This window comes from Caulobacter sp. ErkDOM-C (genome assembly GCF_048541825.1).
In the GTDB taxonomy this organism is placed as follows: Bacteria; Pseudomonadota; Alphaproteobacteria; order Caulobacterales; family Caulobacteraceae; genus Caulobacter.
The window spans coordinates 3571493-3594765 of sequence record NZ_CP183332.1 but is presented as its reverse complement, the minus strand read 5'-3'; the positions used below and the strand labels follow the sequence as shown (position 1 = coordinate 3594765).

Annotated in this window: 23 protein-coding genes; 14 read left to right on the top strand and 9 right to left on the bottom strand. The window is 64.8% G+C overall.

The features are described from left to right. Positions 1–157: 157 nt before the first annotated feature. The 4 genes from rpoN to ptsN all read left to right on the top strand — a co-directional run bounded on the left by rpoN (position 158) and on the right by ptsN (position 3581). Complete coding sequence (gene rpoN, locus ACN2C8_RS17320) at positions 158–1651, top strand: RNA polymerase factor sigma-54 (RefSeq protein WP_419253273.1); 1494 nt, start codon at positions 158–160, stop codon at positions 1649–1651. 85 nt (positions 1652–1736) lie between these two features. Next, positions 1737–2348 carry an exopolysaccharide biosynthesis protein gene (locus ACN2C8_RS17315; RefSeq protein WP_419253272.1) on the top strand — a complete coding sequence of 204 codons (612 nt, stop codon included), beginning with the start codon at positions 1737–1739 and terminating at the stop codon, positions 2346–2348. 50 nt (positions 2349–2398) lie between these two features. Then, positions 2399–3031 carry a ribosome hibernation-promoting factor, HPF/YfiA family gene (hpf, locus tag ACN2C8_RS17310; RefSeq protein WP_419253271.1) on the top strand — a complete coding sequence of 211 codons (633 nt, stop codon included), beginning with the start codon at positions 2399–2401 and terminating at the stop codon, positions 3029–3031. Between the two features lie 85 nt (positions 3032–3116). Then, positions 3117–3581, top strand: a complete 465-nt coding sequence (gene ptsN / locus ACN2C8_RS17305) for a PTS IIA-like nitrogen regulatory protein PtsN (RefSeq protein WP_419253270.1) — start codon at positions 3117–3119, stop codon at positions 3579–3581. Between the two features lie 57 nt (positions 3582–3638). Here the strand turns inward: ptsN and ACN2C8_RS17300 are convergent, their stop codons facing one another. The 3 genes from ACN2C8_RS17300 to ACN2C8_RS17290 all read right to left on the bottom strand — a co-directional run bounded on the left by ACN2C8_RS17300 (position 3639) and on the right by ACN2C8_RS17290 (position 6219). Further along, positions 3639–3908: a DUF1150 family protein gene (locus tag ACN2C8_RS17300; RefSeq protein WP_419253269.1), complete on the bottom strand. Its 270-nt coding sequence runs from the start codon at positions 3906–3908 to the stop codon at positions 3639–3641. Between the two features lie 100 nt (positions 3909–4008). Beyond that, the gene (locus ACN2C8_RS17295) at positions 4009–4434 is read right to left on the bottom strand and encodes an Hsp20 family protein (protein WP_419253268.1); all 426 of its coding nucleotides are present in this window, start codon (positions 4432–4434) and stop codon (positions 4009–4011) included. A 117-nt stretch (positions 4435–4551) separates the two neighbouring features. After that, positions 4552–6219, bottom strand: coding sequence for a glycosyltransferase family 4 protein (locus ACN2C8_RS17290; protein ID WP_419253267.1), 1668 nt, complete (start codon positions 6217–6219; stop codon positions 4552–4554). Between the two features lie 184 nt (positions 6220–6403). Here ACN2C8_RS17290 and ACN2C8_RS17285 point away from each other — a divergent pair, with 184 nt between their 5' ends. Next, positions 6404–7636, top strand: a complete 1233-nt coding sequence (locus tag ACN2C8_RS17285) for a glycosyltransferase (RefSeq protein WP_419253266.1) — start codon at positions 6404–6406, stop codon at positions 7634–7636. On the opposite strand, the gene ACN2C8_RS17280 is transcribed toward ACN2C8_RS17285, so the two are convergent. The 3 genes from ACN2C8_RS17280 to ACN2C8_RS17270 form a co-directional block, all read right to left on the bottom strand. After that, complete coding sequence (locus tag ACN2C8_RS17280) at positions 7623–8414, bottom strand: CatB-related O-acetyltransferase (protein WP_419253265.1); 792 nt, start codon at positions 8412–8414, stop codon at positions 7623–7625. The two genes, ACN2C8_RS17285 and ACN2C8_RS17280, sit on opposite strands and share 14 nt — an antisense overlap. Before the next feature lie 36 nt (positions 8415–8450). Further along, positions 8451–9269, bottom strand: a complete 819-nt coding sequence (locus ACN2C8_RS17275; protein ID WP_419253264.1) for a hypothetical protein — start codon at positions 9267–9269, stop codon at positions 8451–8453. 64 nt (positions 9270–9333) lie between these two features. Continuing rightward, a complete protein-coding gene (locus ACN2C8_RS17270; protein ID WP_419253263.1) occupies positions 9334–10257 on the bottom strand; it encodes an acyltransferase in 924 nt (307 codons plus the stop codon). A 200-nt stretch (positions 10258–10457) separates the two neighbouring features. Between ACN2C8_RS17270 and ACN2C8_RS17265 the strand changes: the two genes are divergently transcribed. From ACN2C8_RS17265 to ACN2C8_RS17255, 3 genes are read left to right on the top strand one after another with little or no spacing between them, the layout of a single operon-like run. Then, positions 10458–12029 carry a hypothetical protein gene (locus ACN2C8_RS17265; RefSeq protein WP_419253262.1) on the top strand — a complete coding sequence of 524 codons (1572 nt, stop codon included), beginning with the start codon at positions 10458–10460 and terminating at the stop codon, positions 12027–12029. After that, a complete protein-coding gene (locus ACN2C8_RS17260; protein WP_419253261.1) occupies positions 12026–13084 on the top strand; it encodes a hypothetical protein in 1059 nt (352 codons plus the stop codon). The genes ACN2C8_RS17265 and ACN2C8_RS17260 overlap by 4 nt, the downstream gene beginning before the upstream one ends. Positions 13085–13092: 8 nt before the next feature. Then, positions 13093–14547, top strand: a complete 1455-nt coding sequence (locus ACN2C8_RS17255; protein ID WP_419253260.1) for a hypothetical protein — start codon at positions 13093–13095, stop codon at positions 14545–14547. On the opposite strand, the gene ACN2C8_RS17250 is transcribed toward ACN2C8_RS17255, so the two are convergent. Together ACN2C8_RS17250 and ACN2C8_RS17245 are read right to left on the bottom strand one after the other, a co-directional pair. Then, positions 14534–15286 (bottom strand): hypothetical protein, encoded by a 753-nt coding sequence (locus ACN2C8_RS17250; protein ID WP_419253259.1) that lies wholly within the window; start codon positions 15284–15286, stop codon positions 14534–14536. The genes ACN2C8_RS17255 and ACN2C8_RS17250 overlap by 14 nt on opposite strands. After that, positions 15286–16140, bottom strand: coding sequence for a GNAT family N-acetyltransferase (locus ACN2C8_RS17245; RefSeq protein WP_419253258.1), 855 nt, complete (start codon positions 16138–16140; stop codon positions 15286–15288). Before ACN2C8_RS17245 ends, ACN2C8_RS17250 begins: the two co-directional genes overlap by 1 nt. Positions 16141–16249: 109 nt before the next feature. On the opposite strand from ACN2C8_RS17245, the gene ACN2C8_RS17240 reads away from it, so the two are divergent. Genes ACN2C8_RS17240 through ACN2C8_RS17225 form a run of 4 tightly spaced genes read left to right on the top strand, consistent with a single transcriptional unit; the run spans position 16250 to position 19706 of the window. Beyond that, positions 16250–17644: a hypothetical protein gene (locus tag ACN2C8_RS17240; RefSeq protein WP_419253257.1), complete on the top strand. Its 1395-nt coding sequence runs from the start codon at positions 16250–16252 to the stop codon at positions 17642–17644. Further along, on the top strand, positions 17641–18321 hold the full coding sequence (locus ACN2C8_RS17235) for a hypothetical protein (RefSeq protein WP_419253256.1): 681 nt from the start codon (positions 17641–17643) through the stop codon (positions 18319–18321). The genes ACN2C8_RS17240 and ACN2C8_RS17235 overlap by 4 nt, the downstream gene beginning before the upstream one ends. After that, the gene (locus ACN2C8_RS17230) at positions 18321–19340 is read left to right on the top strand and encodes a glycosyltransferase family 2 protein (RefSeq protein WP_419253255.1); all 1020 of its coding nucleotides are present in this window, start codon (positions 18321–18323) and stop codon (positions 19338–19340) included. Before ACN2C8_RS17235 ends, ACN2C8_RS17230 begins: the two co-directional genes overlap by 1 nt. Before the next feature lie 9 nt (positions 19341–19349). Next, positions 19350–19706: a hypothetical protein gene (locus tag ACN2C8_RS17225; RefSeq protein WP_419253254.1), complete on the top strand. Its 357-nt coding sequence runs from the start codon at positions 19350–19352 to the stop codon at positions 19704–19706. 12 nt (positions 19707–19718) lie between these two features. Here the strand turns inward: ACN2C8_RS17225 and ACN2C8_RS17220 are convergent, their stop codons facing one another. Continuing rightward, positions 19719–19958: a DUF6471 domain-containing protein gene (locus tag ACN2C8_RS17220; protein WP_419253253.1), complete on the bottom strand. Its 240-nt coding sequence runs from the start codon at positions 19956–19958 to the stop codon at positions 19719–19721. Positions 19959–20177: 219 nt separating this feature from the next. On the opposite strand from ACN2C8_RS17220, the gene ACN2C8_RS17215 reads away from it, so the two are divergent. Further along, positions 20178–21893, top strand: a complete 1716-nt coding sequence (locus ACN2C8_RS17215; protein ID WP_419253252.1) for a type I secretion system permease/ATPase — start codon at positions 20178–20180, stop codon at positions 21891–21893. Further along, entirely contained in the window at positions 21890–23269 is a 1380-nt protein-coding gene (locus tag ACN2C8_RS17210; RefSeq protein WP_419253251.1) for an HlyD family type I secretion periplasmic adaptor subunit, read from the top strand. The genes ACN2C8_RS17215 and ACN2C8_RS17210 overlap by 4 nt, the downstream gene beginning before the upstream one ends. Positions 23270–23273 lie beyond the last annotated feature (4 nt).

Sequence of the window (23273 nt, the reverse complement as noted above, 5' to 3'; positions counted from 1 at the left end):
GACTTATCCCGCGAGGCCCTTCGGCTTCGCGGGATTTTCATTGGTCGACGACAGGACTGAAAGTCGCACCGGCCCGAATATTGCAGGCGTTGGCGCCCCGTTAACCTAGTTGCCCTTCAATGGGGATCGAACATTTCGATTTGCCCAGGAGGGCGCAGTGGCTCTCGGCCATCGACTGGAACTGCGGCAAGGCCAGGGCCTCGTCATCACCCCGCAACTGCAGCAGGCGATCAAGCTGCTGCAGCTGTCGAACATCGAGCTCGACGCCTTCGTCGAGGCCGAGCTGGAACGCAATCCGCTCCTGCAGCGCGATGAGGGCGAAAGCGAAGCCCCGTCCGAGGTCGAGCGCGAGCCGGCCGCCAGCGATATGGGCGTCGACATTGTGGCCGAAGGTTCGGCCAATTCGGAAATGGACGCCACGCCAGACGATGTCTCGCCCGGCGAGCGCGCCTCGGGCGATGGCGAGCAAGCCCAGGAAGCCGGCGGCCAGATCGACTGGTCGCGAGCCGGCGGCGGCGGCTCGTTCGAGCATGACGGCGACTATGAAGGCGCCCTGACGGCTGTTCCCACCCTGTCGGAACACTTGCAGGGCCAGCTGGTCCAGGCAGGCCTGTCGGCAGCCGAGCAACTGGTGGCCAATATCCTGATCGACGGCGTCGACGAGGGCGGCTATCTGCGCCTGGACCTGGCCGAGACGGCCGAGCGCCTGGGCTGCGCCGAGGCGCTGGTCGAACGCGTCCTGACCGTGCTCCAGGGCTTTGAGCCCACCGGGGTCTTCGCCCGCGACGTGCGCGAGTGCCTGGCCCTGCAGCTCAAGGACCAGAACCGCTACGACCCCGCTATGGCCGCCCTGCTCGACAATCTGGACATGCTGGCCCGCCGCGACATGAACGGCCTGCGCAAGGTGTGCGGCGTCGACGACGAGGATCTGCGCGAGATGATCGCCGAGATCCGCGCCCTGACCCCGCGCCCGGGCGCGGCCTATGCCAGTGAGACCGCCGAGACCCTGGTGCCTGACGTCCATGTCCGCGAGGGCCTGGGCGGCATGTGGCATGTGGAGCTCAATACCGACACCCTGCCCCGGGTGCTGGTCGACCAGCGCTATCACGCCCGGGTTTCCAAGGGCGCGCGCACCGATCAGGAAAAGACCTTCGTCTCCGACTGCATGGCCACCGCCAATTGGCTGGTGAAGAGCCTGGACCAGCGCGCCAAGACCATCCTGAAAGTGTCCAGCGAGATCGTTCGCCAGCAGGACGGCTTCCTCGCCTTCGGCGTGGAGCACCTGCGACCCTTGAACCTGAAGACCGTCGCCGACGCCATCGGCATGCACGAGAGCACCGTCAGCCGGGTCACCTCCAACAAGTACATCGCCACCCCGCGCGGGGTGTTCGAGCTGAAGTTCTTTTTCACCTCGGCCATCCAGTCGTCCGAGGGCGGCGAGGCCCACTCGGCCGCCAGCGTGCGTCACAAGATCAAGGGCCTGGTCGAGGCCGAAAAGGCCGAGAAGGATGTTCACTCCGACGACGCCATCGTCGAGATCCTCAAGACGGCCGGCGTGGATATCGCGCGCCGCACGGTGGCCAAGTATCGCGAGGCTATGCGCATCCCCTCCTCGGTGGAGCGCCGGCGCCTGATTAAGGAATCGTGCTGAGCCAACCGCGTCGTAGATCTATCTTCACGCGTTCACGACCCATTGGCTGGTCCTGCGTTATAAGCTCCAGGGAACAGGAGCGCGCATGTCGACCGATAGCCTAGCGGATGTGATCGAGGGGTTTGGCGAGGACGTGCGTCCGATCCTGACCGTCGGCCAGATGCTGGAGGCCTTCGACAGCCGCGCCTTCGGAGCGATGCTGTTTGTGTTCGGCGCGCTTAACTGCCTGCCGCTGCCGCCGGGCTCTTCGACCATCCTCAGCCTGCCAATCCTGCTGCTGGCTCCGCAGATCGCTCTGGGGGCTGACGCGCCTTGGCTGCCGCAGCGGATGATCGACCGTCCCGTCAAGCGCGACGACCTGCGCGGCCTGTTCCGCAGGCTTACCCCCATGGTCAAGCGCATGGAGTTGATTACCAAGCCGCGCCTTTCCTGGCTATTCACGCCACTGGGCGAGCGGATGATCGGCGTTGTCTGCACCCTGCTGGCGCTCGTCCTCATCTTGCCGATCCCTCTGGGCAATTTCGCGCCTGGCGCAACGGTGGCGATTCTGTCCCTGGCCCTGCTGCAACGCGATGGTTTTCTGGCCCTGGTGGGCTATCTGATGGCCCTGGTCAGCCTGGGGCTGTTGTTCGTCAGCGCGGGGGTTGTGACCGCCGCCGTTCACAAGATCATCGGTCTTGTTTCGAGCTTTTTCTGAACCCCTTACAGCCGCTTGACACCGCCTCTGGACAGGCGCGTTGTTAGGCCATGCAAGTCCAAATCTCCGGCAAGCATGTCGACGTTGGCGAGGCTCTGCGAGCGCGAGTCTCCGACGAAATCACCCTGAGCATCGGCAAGTATTTTGATCGCGGCGGCAACGCCGACGTGGTCATCAGCAAGGAGGGCCATGCCTTCCGGGCCGACTGTTCGGTAAAGCTGGCTTCGGGCCAGCAACTTCTTAGCCATGGAGCGGGCGGTGACGCCCATGCGGCGTTTGACGCCGCCCTGGCCAAGATCGAGACGAGGATCAGGCGCTACAAGCGAAGACTCAAGAGTCACTCCATCGCGGCCTCAGCCAAACAAGCCGAGAACGCTGCGATGTACGTTCTGCGGGCTCCCGATATCGACGAGCACGAGAACGACGACTGGGGCGACGACGCCGACCATCCGGCCGGCGCCCCCTCGGCCATGATCATCGCCGAGACCCAGTCCTCGCTGAAGGTAATGACCGTTTCCATGGCTGTCATGGAACTGGACTTGACCGAGTCCCAGGCAATCGTGTTTAGGAACGCCGCTCACGACGGATTGTCCGTGGTGTACCGGCGGCCAGACGGAAATATCGGCTGGATCGACCCCGAACGCACGAAGTCGCTGAACGGGAACGGGTCAACCGCGAGCTAACGGGATCGTGTCATGATCCTGAACGTTCCGGAGGGCTCTCAGCGATTGTGTTGCAGCGGCTGACATTGAGCGAGCGTTTAAGTCCATGACTATCGGCGATCTCTTGGATCCTGGAGCGGTGGCGCTACGCGTCAGTGCTCCAGGCAAGCGGCAGGTGCTCGGCGTGATCGCCGACGTGGCGGCCCGGGTTCTCGGCGTCGACGCCACCGCCGTGCTGGAAGGCCTGATTGAGCGCGAGGCTGCCGGCTCGACCGGTGTGGGTCAGGGCGTGGCCATTCCCCATGCCCGGATCGAGGGTCTGGACAAGGTTCGCGCGGTGTTTGTGCGACTGGAAACGCCGGTGGCCTTTGACGCTGTCGACGAAAAGCCTGTCGACCTTCTGCTGGCCCTGTTTGCGCCGCGCGACGCCAGCGCCCAACATCTGCGGGCGCTGGCCCGTGTCTCGCGGTTGATGCGCCAGCCCGAGCTACGCGAGCGCCTGCGCCAGGCGAGATCGGCTGACGCCGTACATGTGCTGCTGGCGCACGAAGCGACCAGCACAGCCGCGTGATTTTCTGATCGGCTTGAACGGCGAATGCGGCGGCCTTCGAGGCCGCCGCGTGCCGGGTCAGTGCACCGAAACCGGCGCCAGTTCATGGGCGAGAGCGGCGGCGATCGCCGTGTCGCGGTCGACCATCACGGCCAGCCGGGCGCCGTCGGCGCGGCAGACCACATAGAGGGTCTGGTCGGGAAGCAGATCGAAATCTTCGGCTGAGCCGGGGGGCGCATCAGCCAGGATCTCGGCCGCCTTGATCGGTCGAACATAGACCAGATCCGGGGCGCCAAGCGCCGCGAAGGCTTCTGTCGTGAAGACCGGATTGTGGGTGCCAGGTGTCATCTTGACCACCTCCTTGAATAGGAAACGCGCCGGATCTGGCCCGGTTCAGCGGGCATTTCGGGGCGGGACAGGACTGAACGTGTGAATCGCCGCAATGGGCTCAGGCGACGGAGCGGATCGGGATGCGCCTGACCAGTCTCTCTGGCCGCGGCCGGGCCAGATCGATGTGCAGCAGGCCATGCTCCAGGGTCGCCGCCGTCACCTCGATACCTTCGGCCAGCACGAAGGTGCGGACAAATCCCCGCGCCGCGATGCCGCGATGCAGGAAAGCCCGGTCGGTCTCTGATCTGGCCTCGGCGTCACGCTTGCCGGCGACGATCAACTGGCCGCCCTCGACGGTAACGTGCAGGTGTTCAGGCGAGAATCCCGCAACGGCCAGAGTAATGCGCACGCCGCCCTCGTCGTCTTGCTCGACATTGTAGGGCGGATAGCTTTCCGACGCGGCCTTGGCGGCGCGCTCGATCAGGTCTCGGGTGTGTTCGAAGCCCAGCAGAAAGGGGCTGTCGAACAGGATGGTCCGGGTCATCGCGAAGTCCTTCGCTTAAGCGACTTCGTCCGCCGGTCCCGTCCTGACGTCAGCCACGGTGCGGCGATACCCGTCTGAGGTGGAGGTTGTCGCCTTGGGTTTCAAGGCCGGGCCGGGTCAGAGCCATTCCAGAAAGCCGCATTTGGCCATCCACAACAGGCTGAGCTGCACTGCGCGGCGGCGCGGCGCAGGGAACAGCAGCAACAGATCTTCCGTGGTGGCGGCGTGACCTTCGGCCAGGTGAGCAAAGACCGTCTGGCACTCCTCATGGGTTCCGCGCCATTTGGCCGCGAACATGTCCAGCTCGATGGTCTGGACGCGCTGCAGATCGGCTGGTCCAACGCCATTCCGAAGGGTCAGCCGACTCTTGAGCGACAGCACCTGGGTCGCGAAACCCGCGAAATTGCGGAAGGGGTCGCCCTTGACCGGATTGCGTGTCGACCGGGCGCGCGTGTCTTCCGCGGCGGCGCGCACCGCTGAGAGTTCCTCGGCCAGGGCCGAATACTGACGGGCCACCACCGGCCAGTCGAACGTGTCACGTATGCGCTGCTTCCCGGCGTCACCCATCCTGCGGCGAAGATCGGGGGAGCGGATGAGGTCGGACAGCGCCTGGGCGGCCCGGCCGACATGAACGGCGGTGTGCTGGGCGATGACGCCGACATACTGCTGATAGGATTTGAGCCCGAAGTCGTGGCCCGCGATCATCTCGTCGGGCAGGGCGTTTTCGGGACCGCCGAGGGTGGGGACAAGAAAGCCCTCCTGGCCATCGCGTACGGTGTAGCGATAACCGTCCCAATCGCTGATCACGACGGGCAGGCCCGAGGCCATGGCTTCCAGCGGCGTGATGCCGAAGGTCTCCTGGATATTGTCGACCAGCGACAGGAAGATATCGGAGGCCGCCCACAGGGCGCCAAGGCGCTGTCGGTCATTGCCATCGACGATGTGGAACCCGACCGACGGCGCGTGGGCCGCGGCCGCCTGGCGATACATCCGCTCGCCCTCCGCGCCATTCGGAAACCATCCCACCATGGCGAAATGCACGCGCTTGCCGGTGGCCTTGGCGGACTCTTCGACCGCCCGGATCATCGGCTGGGGGAAGGCCTTTTCAAAGAATGACAGGCGACCCACCCACAGGACCAGAATGTCTTCCTCGCCGATGCCCAGTTCTGCGCGGGCGGTCGAGCGGACCTCGGGTCGATCAGCCGTGGCCCGAAGGGCCGGGCCGTCGACGCCGAGCGGGATCAGCGGCAGCTGGGGTCGCATGATACGCTTGGCGTCGCCAAAGCGCTCGCTCAGGAATTCGCACCACTCATCGAACATCGTCTCCATGGCCTGCTGCACTGAAGGCGATGTGCAGATCAGGGCGTCCCAGGGTTGGGTTGGCGCGACCGAGGCCATGGCGATGTCCTGGCGCATCGTCGGCGGGGCGATGGTGTGGATCAGGCCGATCAGGCTGAAGCCGCGATCACCGACGCTGCGCCGCCTCTGCCAGGCCAGCTCCTCCAGCCGGGGCCCGCCCCGCAGCAGGGTTCCCGCGGCCGCCGCGACCCCCTGGGCCAGGATGCTCGAGGTCGTGATCCGGGTCGAGCAGGGCTGGTCGCCGACCAGGCTCTTCATCAGGTCCTGAGGCTGCACCGCGGCGTGGGTCAGGAAATCGACCTGCTCGTGGCCGCCGTGCTGGACCATCGCCCGGAAGAGTTCGAGATTGGCGACGTCCTTGCCAAAGACGTTCTCGCCAAGGCCGATCCGGCCGGCCGGGTGATAGATCGCAAGACGAGACGTCAACGGATGTCGCCTTTCAAACAGGGTGGCTGCGCTGTGTTGGCGACACAGCTCACTGGCGGTTTAGGGGGTTTGCGGGCCGATAGTCCAGCGTGCCGGAAGCGATCCTGTCCGGTCGTGTCCTTCGACCATTGACGCCGCAGGCGCCGGTGATCAAGAACGGGGGCGGCAGATCAATGAGGGCGATGTGGCGGCCAGCCGAATTCTTTTTGTGCATCAGAACTTTCCCGGGCAGTTTCCGCATATCGCCGACGCGGTCCTGAAGCGCGGCCACAAGGTGGCGGCGATTGGCGATCAAGGCGTCAAAGGGCGCCCTGGGATCGATGTGCGACGCTGGAAGTTGTCGCGTGGATCGACCCCGGGAATTTTCGACGCCGCCACACGCGCGGAAGCAGATCTGATGCGAGCGCAGTCGGCAGCCGAAGCGGCTCTGAAGTTGAAGGCCGACGGCTTCACGCCTGATCTGATCATTGGCCATCCCGGATGGGGCGAGACCCTTCAACTGCGCGAGGTTTTCCCCAACGCGCGGCAGATCCTGTTTGGCGAATTCTTCTACCGGTCTCGCGGCGGCGACGTGAATTTCGACCCGGAGTTCGAGACCTCAACGCCTACCTCCGATTTTCGCGTTCACGCCAAGAACATGGGTCTAGCCCTGGCCTATTCCGAGGCCGACATGATCGTGTGCCCCACGCCATTTCAGGCGTCGCTTCTGCCGCGCGGTCTTCAGGACCGCATCCGGGTCATTCATGAAGGGGTCGATCTTGGCAGAGCCAGGCGGGTTCCGGGTGCAAGCCTAAAGCTGAGCAATGGGCGAGTACTCGACGGTAGCAAGCCGGTCATCACCTTCATCAATCGCCATTTCGAGCGGCTGAGAGGCTTTCACACCTTTATGCGCGCCCTGCCGTCCTTCCTGGAGCGGTGCCCGGATGCCGAAGTGCTCTTGATTGGAACGGACAGCACCAAGGTCTATGGCGGCTCGCTGCCCAACGGACAGACCTGGAAAGGCAAGATGCTGGCAGAGGTCGGCGAACGGCTGGATATGGACAGGGTTCATTTCACCGGCGCTCTGGATCATGCCGACATGGTCAAGGCGCTGTCGATCTCGACGGCGCACGTCTACTATACCTACCCCTTTGTCCTCTCCTGGTCGCTTGTCGAGGCGATGGCCTGCGAATGTCTGATCGTCGGTTCGGACACCGCGCCGCTGCGCGACGCGATCACGCCCGGCGTCAATGGACTGCTGCGCGACTTTTTCGATGTAGAGGGCCTTTCGGACACTCTCGTCGATGTTTGTCGAAACCCTGCGACCTACGCGCCGCTCAGGACCACCGCGAGAGAGACCGCGATGGAACGGTTTGATCGCGAGACCGTGGGTGTTCCGGCCTGGCTCGATCTGATCGACGAAGTCATGGCGCGGTAGGCGCTCCTCCGACTGGTCGTCCGATCACGCTCGCTTCGATTATCGCCGTCGCCGTGAGAGGATCCAAGGTCATCGGCCTAATGTCACCGCGCGCCTCGGCTTCCCGCAGGCGATCAGGGAAGCCCACCGGGTCGCGAACATCCAGTTGCTGCAACACGTCTGGACCATACCGCCACCATTGGCTCGCCTGAAGATCCTCGATGAGCGCCTCGTCGAAGCGATAGCGGATCAGCCGCGCTGGAGATCCGCCGACAATGGCGTAAGGCGGCACGTCCTTGGTGATAATGCTGCGGGCGGCGATGACCGCGCCGTCGCCGATGGTGACGCCTCGCTTGATCATCACCTCGGCGCCGATCCACACGTCGTTGCCAATCACGATCTCCTGCGGGCCTTGATCGAAGGCATGGACCGCGATGGGGCCTGTATTGGTGTCGAGGAGGTAGGCGCGGATACCATGCAAGGGCCATGGGCCATGGGAAAATGGGTGCGAACTGGCCCAATGTGCAGGATGTGCCGAGCCCATGATCGTCATGCGCCATGAAATCGAAGTGTAGCGACCGATAGACAGATGGTTGTCGAGCAGGGAGTGGGCGTAGGAGAACGCGCCGATCGCCTTGGGAATGACCGTGCCGGAAAGGATATGCGCATAGGGTTCGACGGTCGCATCATTGCCGACATAGACCGATCCACCCAGCGGCCACATGTCGCCGGGATCGGCGGTGAAAATGCGATGCCGCTTCGCTAGCGAACGAAGGGCTTCGGTAACGTAAACTTTCATGCGGGGGTACTTTTCGGTGATCCTATGGTCGGGAGTTTAGCCGCCAATAGCGCTTGCGCTGCGGGGCGTCATCACCAACCAAGGCGTCATGCGCGCCCGAAATTCCCAGACGGCGATGAGTTGGTCAAGGTGCCCAAGCTCCTGCATCCACTCGGGCAACGGCATGGTCTTCGGCCCCTGGCGGCGGACGATGATGTCGTGCGACGGTCCAAACCTTTCAAGCATGCGTTCGAAAACGCCGGGCACGAGCCCCGGATGGGTTTCCATGATGATGTTGAGCTTTGTCAGTCCCGGATAGAGGTCCGGTCGCATGATCACGTCCTCGTATCCTTCGGCGTCGATGATAACGAGGGTCTTGCGATCGACGAACTCCTCGAACATTTCGCCGACGAATTCTTCCTTGATGATGACCCGATCCTCGACGCCGTTCCGCGACGCGAGATCAGCGCAGGCTTTTCGGGCGCGTCCATCGGTGTCGTAGGCGTGCACAATTGCGCCCGGCATCAGCCTAGCCAGACCGACAGCGTAGTAGCCCTCGGCGCAACCGATATCGACGATCGCATCGATTCCGGCCTTTGCGAAGTCCCGAAGATCTTCGTGCAGCTCCGACTCATAGCAGCCGATGAGGCGCGGCATCAGGCAGCCTTCTGTAGCGTAGTCCAGATATTCCATTCCCTGAAAGGGGCCGGAAAATATCTTGAGACCATGAGTCTTTACGTAGGTGTTGAACAGCAGCGTCGCGCGCCACTGGGCCATCAAGCGCAGGATCTTGTTCAACGAATCGTGGCGGCCAAAATCGCTATCCTCCAGGACGCGCCTGCGTAGGATTGTGGCTGTTATTGGGGTGCTGGCCATCGCGTGCGCCGTTAAAGTTAGGGAAGGTTAGGCGCTAGACACCGATGCGCGCAAGCTTGCGCGGTCAATCCGGGGAGCGAATGTGGGAGGCCCCGAACGGCCACCAGCTGCGGGATGACGGTAAAAGCATAGGTTCCGGCTCCGGCGCGCCCTCTGACAGCTCTCTGCGCCAGATGATGTTTTCGCGCACGACCCGCGCCGGTACGCCCGCCATGATCGCATGGTCGGGCGCCGATCCGGAAAGGATCGCTCCAGCGGCGACCACGGCCCCGTCGCCGATCTTCGCGCCTTTCATGATCATGCTGCGCAGACCAAGCCAGACATGGTCGCCGATGATGACGTCCGCCGCCGCATTGGCCCGCTGCCCTGTTGCGCGGTCATAGATCGGGTGGATGTCGCTGAGCGAGACATAGGCCTGGGATGAGACCATGCAGTCCTCGCCGAAGATGATCTGGCCGGGCTCATGCAGCTGGATAGAGACCTGGACCATAGTGGTGCCGGCGCCGACGAGCAAAGCACAGCCGGTAGGAGACAGCAGGCTTATGAAGCCGTTGATAGCGCAGCCCGGTCCGAGGCGGATGCGGCTGTTGTCACCGACTACGGTAATGTTGGTGCCGAGCCGGCAGCTCTTGTCGATCTCGACCGTGTTGCCGCGTCCCCGGATCGTCAGACTGGCCATGGCGCCCGGCTTTGGGTCGATCTCGACCGTGTTGCCGCGTCCCCGGATCGTCAGACTGGCCATGGCGCCCGGCTTTGGGTCGATCAGGGCCGTGCCGCCGCCCGCCGGCGCGAAGCCTGAGATGGTGCAACCATCTCCGATGATCAGACGATTGTCGTCGCCGCTGATGACGATCAGCGACTCGACCTGCGTGCCTTCCCCGATCTCGAGGTGATTGCCGGTACCCTCGACCTGGGGCGCATGGCGCGGGTGTTCGCGAAGGTCGATCCGGTTTTCGGGAGCGTTCAACCCTTCGGATTTGCTCGACATGTCTGGTCCCTGGGTCGTGACGCTTCCCGAATAGGGCCTGGGACGTTTGGCGACAATGGCCTGGCGGCGAGAGGGCGCCATCCGGCCTTCATGAAAGCTATTGACGTTGACCGACCGAAACACCGAAAGAAGCTGTCATCTGTGACAAGCGCCCGAGGCGGCGCGCTTCTAGGTTTGGCGAAGCCTCGGGAAGGAATGCGATGACGGGGCCAACCGAGACCGAAGCGGCCAATCCTGTTCGGGAGGCCTTCGACGCGGCCTTCTACCTGGACCGCTATCCCGACGTCGCCGAGGCGGGCGTCGACCCCTTTCAGCACTTCATGGACATGGGCTGGAGCGAGGGTCGCAATCCTGCGCCCTGGTTCATCATGGATGTCTATCTGTCGGTGAATCCGGACATCAAGTCGGCTGGCGTCAATCCGTTCGAGCACTATGTGATCACCGGGCGGCTGGAAGGTCGGCCGCTGAAGGAAGACTACGGCTTTCGCTACGACATTCTCAAAAACAGCCCGCCGCTGGAGGAGCGCGTCCTGTGGGCTCGCACCGCCGCGCGCAAGATCCAGGTCACGCCGGTCGCGCAGCTTGAGGCCGCCCTCGACGCAGCCGGCTCGCTGGCTGGCCTGCACATCTCCGTCAGCCATGATGACTACACTGCCAGCCTGGGCGGCGTTCAGCTGTGCCTGACCCGCGAGGCGGACGCGATAGCCGAGGCCGGGCGGCCCCGCCTGCATATCTATCCGGCGTCTCATTCGCCGGTGATCGATGTCGAAACCGACCAGCCCCTGGTGGGCCTGCTGATCAACGGCGAGCGCGCGGGCCTGTTTTCGGCCGAAGCTGTCGCCCAGGCCCTGACGGGGCGGGTCAGCAAGGCGACCTTCGCTGTGCACAGCTTTCTGGGCCACACGATCCCGGCCATCACCGCCATCCTCAAGGCCGCCGGTCTGCGCAAGGGCTTTTTCTGGATCCACGACTTCGCCAGCGTCTGCAGCAACTACGCCCTGCTGCGCAACGACGTGGTGTTTTGCGGCGCGCCGCCCCCTGACAGCCAGGCCTGTGGGATCTGCATCTATGGCGAGCGGCGGCAGATCCATCTGGCCGAGCACGGCGACTTCTTCCGCGCCTTCGAGCTGACGGCGGTGGCGCCGTCAGAAGCGGCCATGGCCCTGTGGCGCAAGACCTATCCCAAGGCAGCCAAGGCGACCCGGGTTCTGCCGCATGCGGTGCTGGAGCCTCGAGCGGTCAAGAAAAAGCTCCGCGCCGCCAAGGCTCCGCTGCGCGTGGGCTTCCTGGGCATGCCCGCCGACCACAAGGGCTGGCCGGTCTATGCGCGTCTTGCAGACATGTTCCGCAGCGATCCCCGCTACCAGTTCCTGCATCTGGGCTTTGCCCCCGACGAAGCCAGCAGCGCCACCTTCGAGAAGGTGGGTGGTCCGGGCGGGCGGAGCATGGCCGAGGCGGTCGAGACACTCGATCTGGACGTCGCGGTGATCTGGTCGTTGTGCCCGGAGACCTTCTGCTTCACCGCCTATGAGGCGGTGGCGGCTGGCGCGGCGGTGCTGACCTTGCCCGATGCCGGCAATGTGCCGAAATTCGTCGAGGCGGGCGATGCGGCTTCGCGCGGCCTGGTGGTCGCCGACGAGCATGAGCTGTTCGAGCTCTTCCGTGATGGCGGGGCCTTGGCTCTGGCGCGCTCGAAGCGCAAGCCGCAGCACTTCGACATGACCTTCAGCCGCATGACCGGCGACCTGCTTGCAAAGGGCGCGGGCCGATGAAGGTCGTCTGCTATTCCAGCTTCACCTTCTCCTACCTCAACCGGGCCCGGGTGCTGTTCAAGACCCTGCGGCAGCGCCATCCGGAATGGGAGCTGGTCGCCCTGATCACCGATCGCCCGCCGGCGGCGCTGAACTGGGACCCGTCGCAGGAACAGTTCGATACCCTGGTCTATGCCGACGACCTGGGCATCCCCGATTTCAAGTCCTGGCTGTTCAAGCATGACGTGATCGAGGTCTGCACGGCGGTGAAGGGCCCGTTCATGCACCAGGCCCTCGAGAAGGGCGCGGACATCTGCATCTATCTGGATCCTGACACGGCCCTGCTGGACCGGCTGGACCCTCTGATCGAGATGCTGGAAACCAGCGATATCGTCCTGACGCCGCACCTGCTGCAGCCAGAAGAATCGTACGGCGCCATCCTCGACAACGAGGTCTCGGCCCTGAAGACCGGTATCTACAATCTGGGCTTCGTGGCCGTGCGCGGTCGCGGCGAGGGCCTGCGGTTCGCCAAGTGGTGGAATGATCGTCTGCTGAACTTCTGCTATGACGACATTCCAAACGGCCTGTTCGTCGACCAGCGCTGGTGCGACCATGTTCCGTCGTTCTTCGAGAACGTGAAGATCCTGCGCGATCCGGCCTACAACATCGCCAGCTGGAACATCGCCCATCGCAAGATCGCCATCGGCCGCGACGGCAGGATCACGGCCAACGGCTCGCCGATCCGCTTCTGGCACTTTACCAAGCTGGGTCCTGTCGGCGATCAGATGGCCCGCCGCTACGCCAAGGACAACTACGAGGTCTACGAGATCTGGAACTGGTACAAGCGGCTGATCGCGGAAGCGACCGACCCGCGCGTGCCGGCCGGTTACTGGGCGTTCGGTCGCTATGAGGACGGCCGCGAGGTCGCCAAATCGCACCGCGAGCTGTATCGCGTGCGGGGCGATCTGCGCGCCGCGTTTGCCGATCCGCTGGCGAGCGGTTCAGGCACCTATCAGGCCTGGCTGGAGGCCGAGGGCCTGATTGCGCCGGCCGTCCACGACAATAGCCGGGGGTAAGGGGCATAATGGCCAAACCAGCCAAGACCGCGACGACGACGACGGCCCGCCGCGCCCTTGTGGTCGCGGGGATGCACCGCAGCGGCACCTCTGCCATGGCGCGTCTGTTGTCGCTCAGCGGTGCGACCCTGCCCGAGCGCGTCATGGCCCCGGCCGCCGACAATCCCGCCGGCTTCTGGGAGCCGTGGGAAATGGTCGCCCTCAATGACAAGATCCTGGCGTCTGTTGAATCCAGCTGGGACGACGTCTTCACCCTGCGAGTCGCCGATCGCGCGACGGGGGTGAAGTCGACCTTCCTGGGCGAAGCCAAAGACTTCGTCGCCGCCAATTACGGCGCGGCCGACCTGCTGGTCATGAAGGACCCGCGCGCGTCGGTGCTGGCGCCGTTCTGGCGCGAGGTCCTGATCGATAGCGGTGTGACGCCGCTTTATGTGATCATGGTCCGCAACCCCCTGGCGGTGGCCCGCTCGCTGTTCGAACGCAACAGGTTCTCGACCCAGAAATCGGTTCTGGTCTGGACCAGCTACATGCTGGCGGTCGAACGCGACACGCGCGGCTCCGACCGGCTGTTTGTCGACTATGACGCCATGCTCGACGACTGGCGCGCGACCCTGGCCGCCGTGGAGGCGACCCTTGGCCGAGCTCTCCCGCGGTCGGCCGAAGCGGCGGCGGCGGATATAGAAGGCTTCCTCAACCGGTCGCATCGCCACCATGAGGCCACGGCCGAGGACCTCTCGACCCGCTCGGATGTCTGGTCCGGCGCACGGGCTGTGTTCGAATGGTTCGAGGCCGCAGCCCGGGGCGAGGCGCCGCCGGTCAAGATCCTTGATGTGGTCGCCGCCGAGATTGCCGCTCTGGACTCGGCCATGGGCGCGGTCTGTATGGATATGCGACGCGAGGTCGTTGCGCTACAGACCGTGTCGGTCGCCGCCGCCGGCTTGCGCGAGGAGCTCGCCTCGGCCAGCCAGATGCTGGGCAAGTTGCACGGCGAAGCCGACGCGGCCCGACAGGGCGCGGAGGCCGCCCGCCTGACCGCGCGCGATCAGATCGAGGCCGCTGAAAAGCTCGCCGAGGCCAATGTGCAGCAAGCCCAGGCGGCGCGACAGCGCGCCGAGGTCGCAGAGCAGCAAGCCGAGCTCGCCGCCCGCCGTGCCTTCACTGCCGAGCAAGACGCAACAGCGGCTAGGCAGCAGTCCGAGGCGGCCACGGCCGAGACGGCCGTCTGGCGTCAGCGGGCAGCGGCCGAACAGTCCAAGGCTGCGATCTTCCAGCGGTCGCGGGATCAGGTTGAGCGCGAGCTTGTCGCCTTCCAGCACCATGCGAACGGACTTGAGGCCTTGGCGGCTGCCCAGGCCAATCATATTGCCGAGTTGCAACAGGCGATCGCGGCCCTGCAGGCCAGCACCAGCTGGCGGCTGACCGCGCCGTTGCGACGGTTGATCCTGCTCGTCAAGCGTCGTTGAAGGTGTCCAGCCGGGCGCGCACCGATCGATAGGGCGTTTTGAACAGGCGCTCATACAGCAGCGGCCCCGCATGGGGCCGTTCGCGGACGCGCCCTGCCGCCAGCGTCTGATAGCCAAAGCCGCCGCGCACCAGGAAGGTCAGGAACATCGACGGCCAAAGGGCCAGCCATGTCTTGGCCTGGGACGGGAAGAATCGCACTGCGGCGGCAAAGGCGATCCACTCGCGCGGACTGAGCGACAGGCGCTGGACCTGACCGTTCTCGGGGATGGGCGCGCAGGCGCGGAACAGGCCGCCCACCAGCCGGCGTCCATTATAGAGTCCGAACTGGTCTATCGGGATGGCGGGGTCGAGAGCGTCTCGAAGAGTGACCGTCATGAATGCGCAAGCGTCATGATCGGCGTGACCACCCTCCCAAGCGGCGACGACGAACCGGTCGACCGGGCCAATCGGCGTCAGTGCGGCTTGCACGGCGGCATGGGCGGCGGGCAGGCTCTCGAACACGGCCCCGTCCAGGACGCCGGTCCCCGCTCCTACATGGATCGCTTGCTCGGGAGGCAGGCCCAGACTGGCCAGCAGGGCGCGCGTTTCGGCGAGCCTTCGCGCCGATAGCGCCGGCGAGGCATAGTCGGCGACATAGAGCAGCCAGGGCTGGGCGCCCTCGCGACAGTCGCGAAGCAGCAGCGGCAGGGCTGCATACTCGTCGTCGAAATGCGCCAGGATGTAGACGGTGGTCATCATCAGTAGGGGTCGAAATCGAGGAAGCTGACCGCCGTGGTCGCGGGGTCCAGCATCTCGGGCAGCGACGGATCCAGGCGCCGCCAGATCATGTTCAGCGGCGAGGGGCGCAGGCGGGCGGGGATCGGCGCGAAGCCGTGAGCCGGCAGTGACAGCCGAGGCTCCAGACCGATGAACAGCGGCGGGATCCAGGGCCGACCGCCGGTGGCCGCCACTTCCGGATGCCCCGCCAGGAAGGCGGCGCAGCGCAGGCCCCGAACGCCGGTCTCGGCCCAGACGCCCAGCAGGTTGCCCTGCCGCACCACCCGATAATTCGCCGCCGGATTGGCCAGGCGCCAGGCCAGACTGGCCGGAGCCCAATCGACCTGGAAATCGGTCGGCGCGTCGGTCAGACGGCGCGGCGGTCGCAGAAGCAGGCCCGCCTCCAGGCTGCGAACCTTCTGGAAGGCCAGCTTGCGCAGAAAGCCCGGCGTGCTGTTGGCATTGGCGAAACCGAAGACGCCCTGAAAACCCTGCTCGCGCGCCGCAGCATAGGCCGCGTCGGCCAGGGTCGTGAACAGGCCTTTGCCCTGGAATTCAGGCGCGGTGGCGGTGTTGAGCGACAGCAGGCCCCGCACGGATCTGCCCTGGACCCGCGTCCGCATGGGAATAGTGACATAGTGAGCGGCCAGCGTGTCGCCGGACCAAGCGTCGGCGCCGACGACGGGGCCCTCTGGGTTGTCTCTATAGAGCCACTCCAGGGCCGAGACCCTGAACTTTGGCAGGGGCCCGAACACTCGCCCCAGCAATTGACTGTAGGCGGCAAGTTGCTCGGGAGCAGTTCCCGAGGGTTTGATCTCTATGCCGTCGATCTTCATCGCGCGTACTGATCATGAAACTTCGACCCTGCCAAGCTGACCGGCTTTTCGCGCTTTGCACTGAGGCGGACGCACCTTAAAAGCCGGAGCGATGAAGGGTGGGCATCCGATGACAAGACTGGGTTTCAATCTGAACGCTTCGCAGGTCGTGCGCGGCGTCCTGATCGCCGGCCTGCTGTTCATGCTGGGCGCGAATCTGCCGGGCCATCTCTCTTACGACTCCCTGGCGCAACTGGCCGAGGGTCGCTCGGGCGTGCGCACCACCTGGGGCCCGGCAATGTTCGCCTGGCTGCTGGGCGTCTTCGACAAGGTCGTGCCCGGAACAGGGCTCTATGTGATCGCCAGCGCGGCCCTTCTGTTCTTCAGCCTTTCGGCGCTGCGCGCCACCCGCCCGCAGGTCTCGTGGTGGGCGGTTCCCGTGGCGGTGCTGCTGGTCTTCTCCCCGATCGTGCTGATCTATCAGGCCATCGTCTGGAAGGACGTTCTCTTCGCCAACCTGACCATCGCCGGCTTTGTTTGTTTGGCGCGACTGCCCGCCGCCTGGGATCGCCCCGGGCCGCGCTGGCTGGCTCTCGGTGGAGCCCTGCTGGCCCTGGCGACAGCGGCGCTGGTTCGCCAGAACGGACTGGTCGTGGTGTTTCTGGCGGCGCTGAGCCTGGGTGCGATCCGCTTCCGGGACGGCTGGCGTCAGGCCCTGGCCTGGGGCCTCGGCGGTCTGGTCGCCACCATCATCGCCATGCTGGTTCTGGGCGCGATCGCGCAACCCAAAAGCCTCGGCCCGGGCAAGACCCAGGATGTCGGGATGCGCATCCTGCAGCACTACGACATCGTGGGCGCGGTGGCGCGGGACCCGAGCTATCCCCTGACCCATATCGAGGCCGCCAATCCTGCCGGCGCCGCCGCCATTCGCAAAGGCGTGGCGGTCTACTCTCCCCAGCGCGTGGACTTCTTCGACACCGACCCCACCGTGGGCAAGGCCCTTTGGGCGACGCCCAAGGACGCCATTCGCGCCGAGTGGCGGGAGTTGATCACCAGGCATACGGGCGCCTATGTGGCGGAGCGTTGGGACGTGTTCCGCTGGCTGTTCCTGACACCCAAGCTGGAGGTCTGTCTGCCCGACTTCGTTGGGGTCAGCGGCCCCGAGCCGCTGGTCGCCGATCTGAAGCTGACCAATGCCGTTGATCCCGCCGACTGGTCGCTCCACAATTACGCCACCTACTTCTTCGGCACCCCGGTCTTCTCGCATGTGGCCTATGCCGTGATCGCGCTGCTGGTCGCAGGCTTTCTCCTTTGGCGCCGGGACGGACCTGACCTTGCGATCGCCGGGCTAATGTTCGGCGGCTTGGCGTTCACGGCGAGCTTCTTCGTGATCTCGCTCGCCTGCGACTATCGCTATCTCTATTTCCTGGATCTGGCGGCCATGACCGGCCTGTTCTACCTCGTTCTCGACCCCTCTCTGCGCCGCAGCGGCGCCGAGGGCGACCTGCGGAGTGACCCTGCGTGACCGTTCGTTCGAACCTTCTTCTTGCGGCTGCGGCCTGCCTGATCGTCGCGGCTTGCGACAAGCCCAAGGGCGCGCCGGCTGATCCTGTCGCCGCCACGCCTGCCGCCGAGCCTGCGCGACCGGCTCCTGTGCGCCCGGCCGAGCCGGTGAAGTGGGAGGAGTCGAGCGGCCGCTTCACGGTCGACGGCACGGTGCTGAAGACTGCCCATCTGTGGCGCTTTGACGGATCGGCGGAGGGGTTCGCGGCCGCTTCGGCCCAGGTTGAGCCCGCCCGGGGCGGCGGATTGCGAGTCGTCGAGCAGGCGATCGATGCGATCGTCCGGTCGCCTCAGAATCTCGCGATCGAGGGCGGGCGCTACAATGGCGTTGTGGTGCGGTTGACCCGAGAAAAGGAGGCGAGCAAGTGGGACGGTTCGCTGTTCTTCACCACCGCCGCCCATGGCGAGACGTCGGGATTCTTCGGCAAGCCACTGCGCGGCGCCGACCCAGTAGCCGGCGAGACCACCATCATGGTCTATGACATGTCCAAGCTGCGCAAAGGCGGCGGCGACTGGACGGCTTCGACAATCACCGGCCTGCGCCTGGATCTCGACGACCAGCCGGGCGGCCAGTTCGTCATTCACCAGATCGCGGTGGTCGCCTTGCCGGCCTCGGCCACGCTTCGCCCGTCGCAGTAATGACGGCCAAGCCCCCGACCGCTGCGCTGATTCCCGCCGAGCGGCCTGCCGCGCGGATCGCGGCGATCCTGCCGTGCTACCGATCCGGCGCCCATGTGCTCGAGGTTATCGCGGCAGTGGGGCCGGAGGTCGACGTGATCATCTGCGTCGATGACGCCTGTCCGGACAGGGTGGGTGACCACATCGAGGCCAACGCCGCCGATCCGCGTGTGGTCGTGCTGCGGCACGCGATCAATCAGGGGGTCGGCGGCGCGGTCTGCACTGGCTACGCCCATGCGCTGGAACTGGGCGCCGACATCTTCGTGAAGATCGACAGTGACGGTCAGATGGACCCGTCCGAAATCTCCGTCCTGGTGGATCCGATCGTGCGCGGCGACGCCGACTACGCCAAGGGCAACCGCTTTTTCAACATCGAGGACCTGCAGGGCATGCCGGCCCTGCGCCTGTTCGGCAATGCGGGCCTGTCGTTCCTGACCAAGCTATCAACCGGCTACTGGAGCGTCTTCGACCCCACAAACGGCTATACGGCCGTGCATGCGCGGATGATCGAGCGGGTGCGGCTGGACAAGGTGTCCAAGCGCTACTTCTTTGAATCCGACCTGTTGTTCCGGCTGGGCACCCTGCGGGCCAGGGTCGCGGATGTCCCTATGGCGGCCATCTATGGCGACGAGGTCAGCCAGATGGATGTCGGCAAGATCGTCATTCCGTTCTTCTTCTCGAACGTCTCCAATTTCCTGAAGCGCTTGTTCTACACCTACCTGCTGCGCAACTTCTCGGTGGCCTCGCTCTATCTGCTGATCGGCGTGCCGTTGACCGTCTTTGGCCTGGTGTTCGGCGTCGAGCGCTGGATCGACGCCGTCTCCGACTCCCGCCCGGCCACTTCGGGCCAGGTCATGTTCGCGGCCCTGCCGATCCTGATCGGCGTACAGATGGTGCTCAACTTCATCGCCTACGACGTCGAGAACGAACCCCGCACCGCCGTCTGGCCGCTGCTGCGTCCCAAGAAGCGCACGGTCTAGGCCGGTCCGATGCCCCTGAAAGACATCCTGCTGTGCCTGGCCTTTTCGATCACCCTGCCGATCGGCCAGATCCTGTTCAAGGTTGCCGCCAACCACAGTCGGTCGATCACGGGCGGCATGGTCGAGAAGGTCCTGCTCAATCCACCGCTGATCGGAGCCTTCGCCTGGTACGGTCTGACGGCGCTGTTCTGGTTCTACATCCTGACGCGCATTCCGCTCAGCACGGCCTATCCATTCTCGATCCTGGGGTCGGCCCTGGTGCCGCTGCTGGCCTGGGCGTTGTTCCGCGAGCAGGTGACCCTGCAGGCCGCAGTGGGTTTCGCGATCATGCTGCTGGGCTTCTTCATCATCGTCCGCGCCCGTTAGGCTGGCAGAGTCTTAGTCCGCCTTGCCCAGCCGGACATGTTCGCAGCCCATGGCGATGAGGCATTCGAAGAAGAACGCCGCGGTGAACGAGCCGCGACTGATCTTGTTGCGAAGATTGACCTCCGTCTCGGCCACGCCCCGCTCGGCCAGAAGCCGCGCCAGATCGGCATAGGTCAGGCTGCGCCGCTTGAGTTCGGCCTTGAGCACGCCCTTGACGTGATCGGTCGATGTGACTGTCCGGGTTGCAACCATTTACGCAACATACATCATCGAATATGATACGAAAACCGTTGACATGATCGAATGTGCAGATCATGTCTCGGCCACCCGTCTGGACCGCCGTCCAGGCAGGCGGGATCGCAGTCAGCCGGCAGACATTCAGGTGTCAGTCTTGCAATCAAGCTCACGGCGGGGATGATCAGCGGCCCTATGAAACGACCGAACTCTAGTATCCAGCCCAATAGCCTGTTCTTGCGAGTTCTGCGCGAGGGGCGAAGCTCGCTCATGTTCGCGGCGGGCTTTACGCTCGTCTCGAGCGCGCTGTACATGGCGCTGCCGATCTTCACCAACCAGGTCTATGGTCGGGTCCTGACCAGTCAGAGCGTCGCGACCTTGATGGTCCTTAGCGTCGGCGTGCTGTTCGTCTTCGCGATTTCCTCGGTCATCGACTTCTATCGGGCCCGCGTGCTGATCAATTTCGGCGTGACCTTCGATCAGCGCCTTTCGGGCCACGTCTTTTCAGCGCTGTTCGACGGCATCAGCCGCCGTGAGGGCCCGGTTAGTTCCCAGGCTCTGCGAGACCTGGATATCTTCCGCCAGGCCCTGACCGGCGCGCCGATGCTGACCCTGTTCGACCTGCCGACCATGCCGCTGTTCATGATCGTTCTGTTCATCATCGACCCCTGGGTAGGCGGACTGACGCTGATCGGCGCGGCGGCCCTGCTCATTCTCGCCTTCCTGCAGGACCAGACCACTCGGGAGCCGCTCAAGGAGGCCAACGACGCTGCACTCAGGAGCTACAGCTTTACGGACGCCGGCTTGCGCAACAGCGAAGTGGTTCGCGCCCTGGGCATGTTGCCGAGTGTAGGCCTGCTTTGGGGGCGCTTCCGCCGCCAGTCCATGGAACACAGCACCCGGGCCAGCGATCAGGCTGGCGTGTGGTCGAACGCCATCAAGTTCGTGCGCATGGCGATCCAGATCCTGATCGTGGCGCTCGGCGCCTTGCTGACCATCGAGCACAAGATTGGCCCCGGACTGCTGTTCGCCAACATGATCCTGTCAGCGCGCGCCCTCGCGCCGATCGACAGGGTGGTTGGCGCTTGGTCCAGCATGATCGCGGCCAGTCAAGCTTATCAGCGGCTGAACCTGCTGCTCAACAGCTATGAGCCGCCAAAGCCCGCGACCGCACTCCCGCCGCCAACGGGTCGGGTCGCCGTCGAGGGCGTGAATTTCGCCACGCCCGATGGAAAGCGCCCGCTGCTGCGCGGCATCTCCTTCGCGATTCAGGCGGGCGAGACCGTTGGTGTGATTGGTCCGTCGGGGGCCGGCAAGTCGACCCTGGCGCGCCTGCTTGTCGGGATCTGGCGTCCGGCCAGCGGTACGGTGCGTCTGGATGGCGCCGACGTCTTCACGTGGGAGCGCCGGGCCTTTGGCCGCCATGTCGGCTATTTGCCGCAAGATACCGAACTGTTCGCCGGCACGGTGCGGCACAACATTGCCCGGTTCGCCGATGACGTCACCGACGAGGAAGTCGTCGCGGCCGCCAAGATGGCCGCTGTGCACGATCTGATCCTTCGTCTTCCCAAGGGCTACGACACCGATCTTGGACAGGACGGGGTCGTGCTGTCTGTCGGTCAGCGCCAGCGCATCGGTCTGGCGCGGGCATTGTTGCGAGACCCGACTTTCGTGGTGCTGGACGAGCCCAACGCCAATCTCGACGCGCTGGGCGAGGCGGCCTTGATGACCGCGCTGGACACACTCAAGGCGCGGGGCGCCACGGTCGTCGTCGTTTCCCACAAGCCCTCGATCTTCCGGTCCGCTGACAAGATCCTCGTGATGCGCGATGGAGCGATGGAGATGTTTGGGCCTCGTGAGGCGGTCATGAGCAAGTTCGCGGCTCAGGCTCAGGCTCAGGCGGCCCAGGTCGCAGCCCCGGCGGCGGTCAAGGCTATCGAGGCAAAGCCATGAAGAATTTCCTCAAACTCGTGAACGTTGCGGAACCTGAACTGGAGGCTCCCGTGGTTGGCGGCGCCGATGCGCCGATGTCGGACGCCCAGAAGCGCCATGTTCGTCGCCCCATCGTCGCGGGCAGTCTTGTCATCGGGATATTCGTTCTGGGTCTTGGCCTTTGGGCGTCGGTCTCGCCGATCTTCGGGGCAGTGATCGCTCCGGGCCAGGTCCGGGTCGAGAGCAGCCGCAAGACTCTCAAGAGCCGCGATGGCGGTATTGTTCGGGCGATCTATGTGCGCGACGGCGATCAGGTGGCCGCCAATCAGGTGTTGATGCGTTTCGACGACGTCGTCACCAAGGCTCAGGTGTCGATCCTTCGCAATCAGCAACAAAGCCTTCTGGCGCAGCAGGCGCGGTTCTCGGCCGAGGCTCTGGGCCGCAAGACGCTGCTGTTCCCGCCCGAGCTGGGCCGTAACAGCGCGGATCCCGGCGTTGCGATGCTCATGCGAAACGAGGAGTTTGTCTTCCGCTCGCGTCGGGACGCCCTTCAGGGGCAGGTGGATATTCTCAATCAGCGCATCATCCAGCTGCGTGAGCGCCAGAGCGGCATTCAGATCCAGGTCGATTCGATAGACGAGCAGAACCGCCTCAGCCAGGAAGAGCTCCAGGGCTATCAAACGCTTTATGCCAAAGGGTATGCGCCCAAGACGATGATCCTGCGCCTGCAGCGGGCGATCGCCGAGGCTTCGGGCCGGCGCGGCTCACTGCTGTCCGACATGACCCGCACTCAGGAGCAGATCGGTGAAACGCGCCTGCAGCTGAATGCGCTTTACCAGCAGCGGGAAGGCGAGGCTGCCGACGGCAAGCGTCAGGCCGACGCGCAGCTTGCCGAGGTCAACCCCCGACTGGGCGCCGCCATCGAGGCCTTGAAAGCCGCCGAGGTCCGCGCGCCCGTGGCGGGCTTCATTCTGAACCTGACGCAGCACACGATCGGCGGCGTCGCGGGTTCCGGCGAGGCTCTGCTTGATGTCGTGCCGGTCAATGCGCAGTTGGTCGTCCTCGCCAGGGTTCGGCCGGCCGACATCGACGAGGTGAGGGCCGGGATGCTGGCCCAGGTCGATCTGGCCGCCTACAGCTCGCTCAAGGTGCCCAAGGTCGAGGCCAGGGTGCTGACCGTCTCGGCGGACGCACTGTCTGACCCCCAGACCGGCGAATCCCATTTCGTGGCCGAACTGAAGATCGACCCTAGCGAACTGAAAAAGCTGCCCGGGGGCGTGAAGCTCTATCCGGGCATGCCGGCCAATGTGATGATCATGACCGGTAAGCGCACCATCATGTCGTACCTGCTGGGTCCGATCGGGGACGTGTTCAACCACGCCCTGCGCGAGTCCTGAGCGT

Coding starts and splice junctions, on each gene's coding strand:
- ACN2C8_RS17300 (WP_419253269.1), bottom strand. CDS start 3,908: ATGACACCTGGCACCCACAATCCGGTCTTCACGACAGAAGCCTTCGCG.
- ACN2C8_RS17265 (WP_419253262.1), top strand. CDS start 10,458: ATGACGGGGCCAACCGAGACCGAAGCGGCCAATCCTGTTCGGGAGGCC.
- ACN2C8_RS17225 (WP_419253254.1), top strand. CDS start 19,350: ATGCCCCTGAAAGACATCCTGCTGTGCCTGGCCTTTTCGATCACCCTG.
- ACN2C8_RS17280 (WP_419253265.1), bottom strand. CDS start 8,414: ATGAAAGTTTACGTTACCGAAGCCCTTCGTTCGCTAGCGAAGCGGCAT.
- ACN2C8_RS17220 (WP_419253253.1), bottom strand. CDS start 19,958: ATGGTTGCAACCCGGACAGTCACATCGACCGATCACGTCAAGGGCGTG.
- hpf (WP_419253271.1), top strand. CDS start 2,399: ATGCAAGTCCAAATCTCCGGCAAGCATGTCGACGTTGGCGAGGCTCTG.
- ACN2C8_RS17245 (WP_419253258.1), bottom strand. CDS start 16,140: ATGAAGATCGACGGCATAGAGATCAAACCCTCGGGAACTGCTCCCGAG.
- ACN2C8_RS17210 (WP_419253251.1), top strand. CDS start 21,890: ATGAAGAATTTCCTCAAACTCGTGAACGTTGCGGAACCTGAACTGGAG.
- ACN2C8_RS17260 (WP_419253261.1), top strand. CDS start 12,026: ATGAAGGTCGTCTGCTATTCCAGCTTCACCTTCTCCTACCTCAACCGG.
- ACN2C8_RS17295 (WP_419253268.1), bottom strand. CDS start 4,434: ATGACCCGGACCATCCTGTTCGACAGCCCCTTTCTGCTGGGCTTCGAA.
- ACN2C8_RS17230 (WP_419253255.1), top strand. CDS start 18,321: ATGACGGCCAAGCCCCCGACCGCTGCGCTGATTCCCGCCGAGCGGCCT.
- ACN2C8_RS17315 (WP_419253272.1), top strand. CDS start 1,737: ATGTCGACCGATAGCCTAGCGGATGTGATCGAGGGGTTTGGCGAGGAC.
- ptsN (WP_419253270.1), top strand. CDS start 3,117: ATGACTATCGGCGATCTCTTGGATCCTGGAGCGGTGGCGCTACGCGTC.
- ACN2C8_RS17240 (WP_419253257.1), top strand. CDS start 16,250: ATGACAAGACTGGGTTTCAATCTGAACGCTTCGCAGGTCGTGCGCGGC.
- ACN2C8_RS17250 (WP_419253259.1), bottom strand. CDS start 15,286: ATGATGACCACCGTCTACATCCTGGCGCATTTCGACGACGAGTATGCA.
- ACN2C8_RS17270 (WP_419253263.1), bottom strand. CDS start 10,257: ATGTCGAGCAAATCCGAAGGGTTGAACGCTCCCGAAAACCGGATCGAC.
- ACN2C8_RS17275 (WP_419253264.1), bottom strand. CDS start 9,269: ATGGCCAGCACCCCAATAACAGCCACAATCCTACGCAGGCGCGTCCTG.
- ACN2C8_RS17255 (WP_419253260.1), top strand. CDS start 13,093: ATGGCCAAACCAGCCAAGACCGCGACGACGACGACGGCCCGCCGCGCC.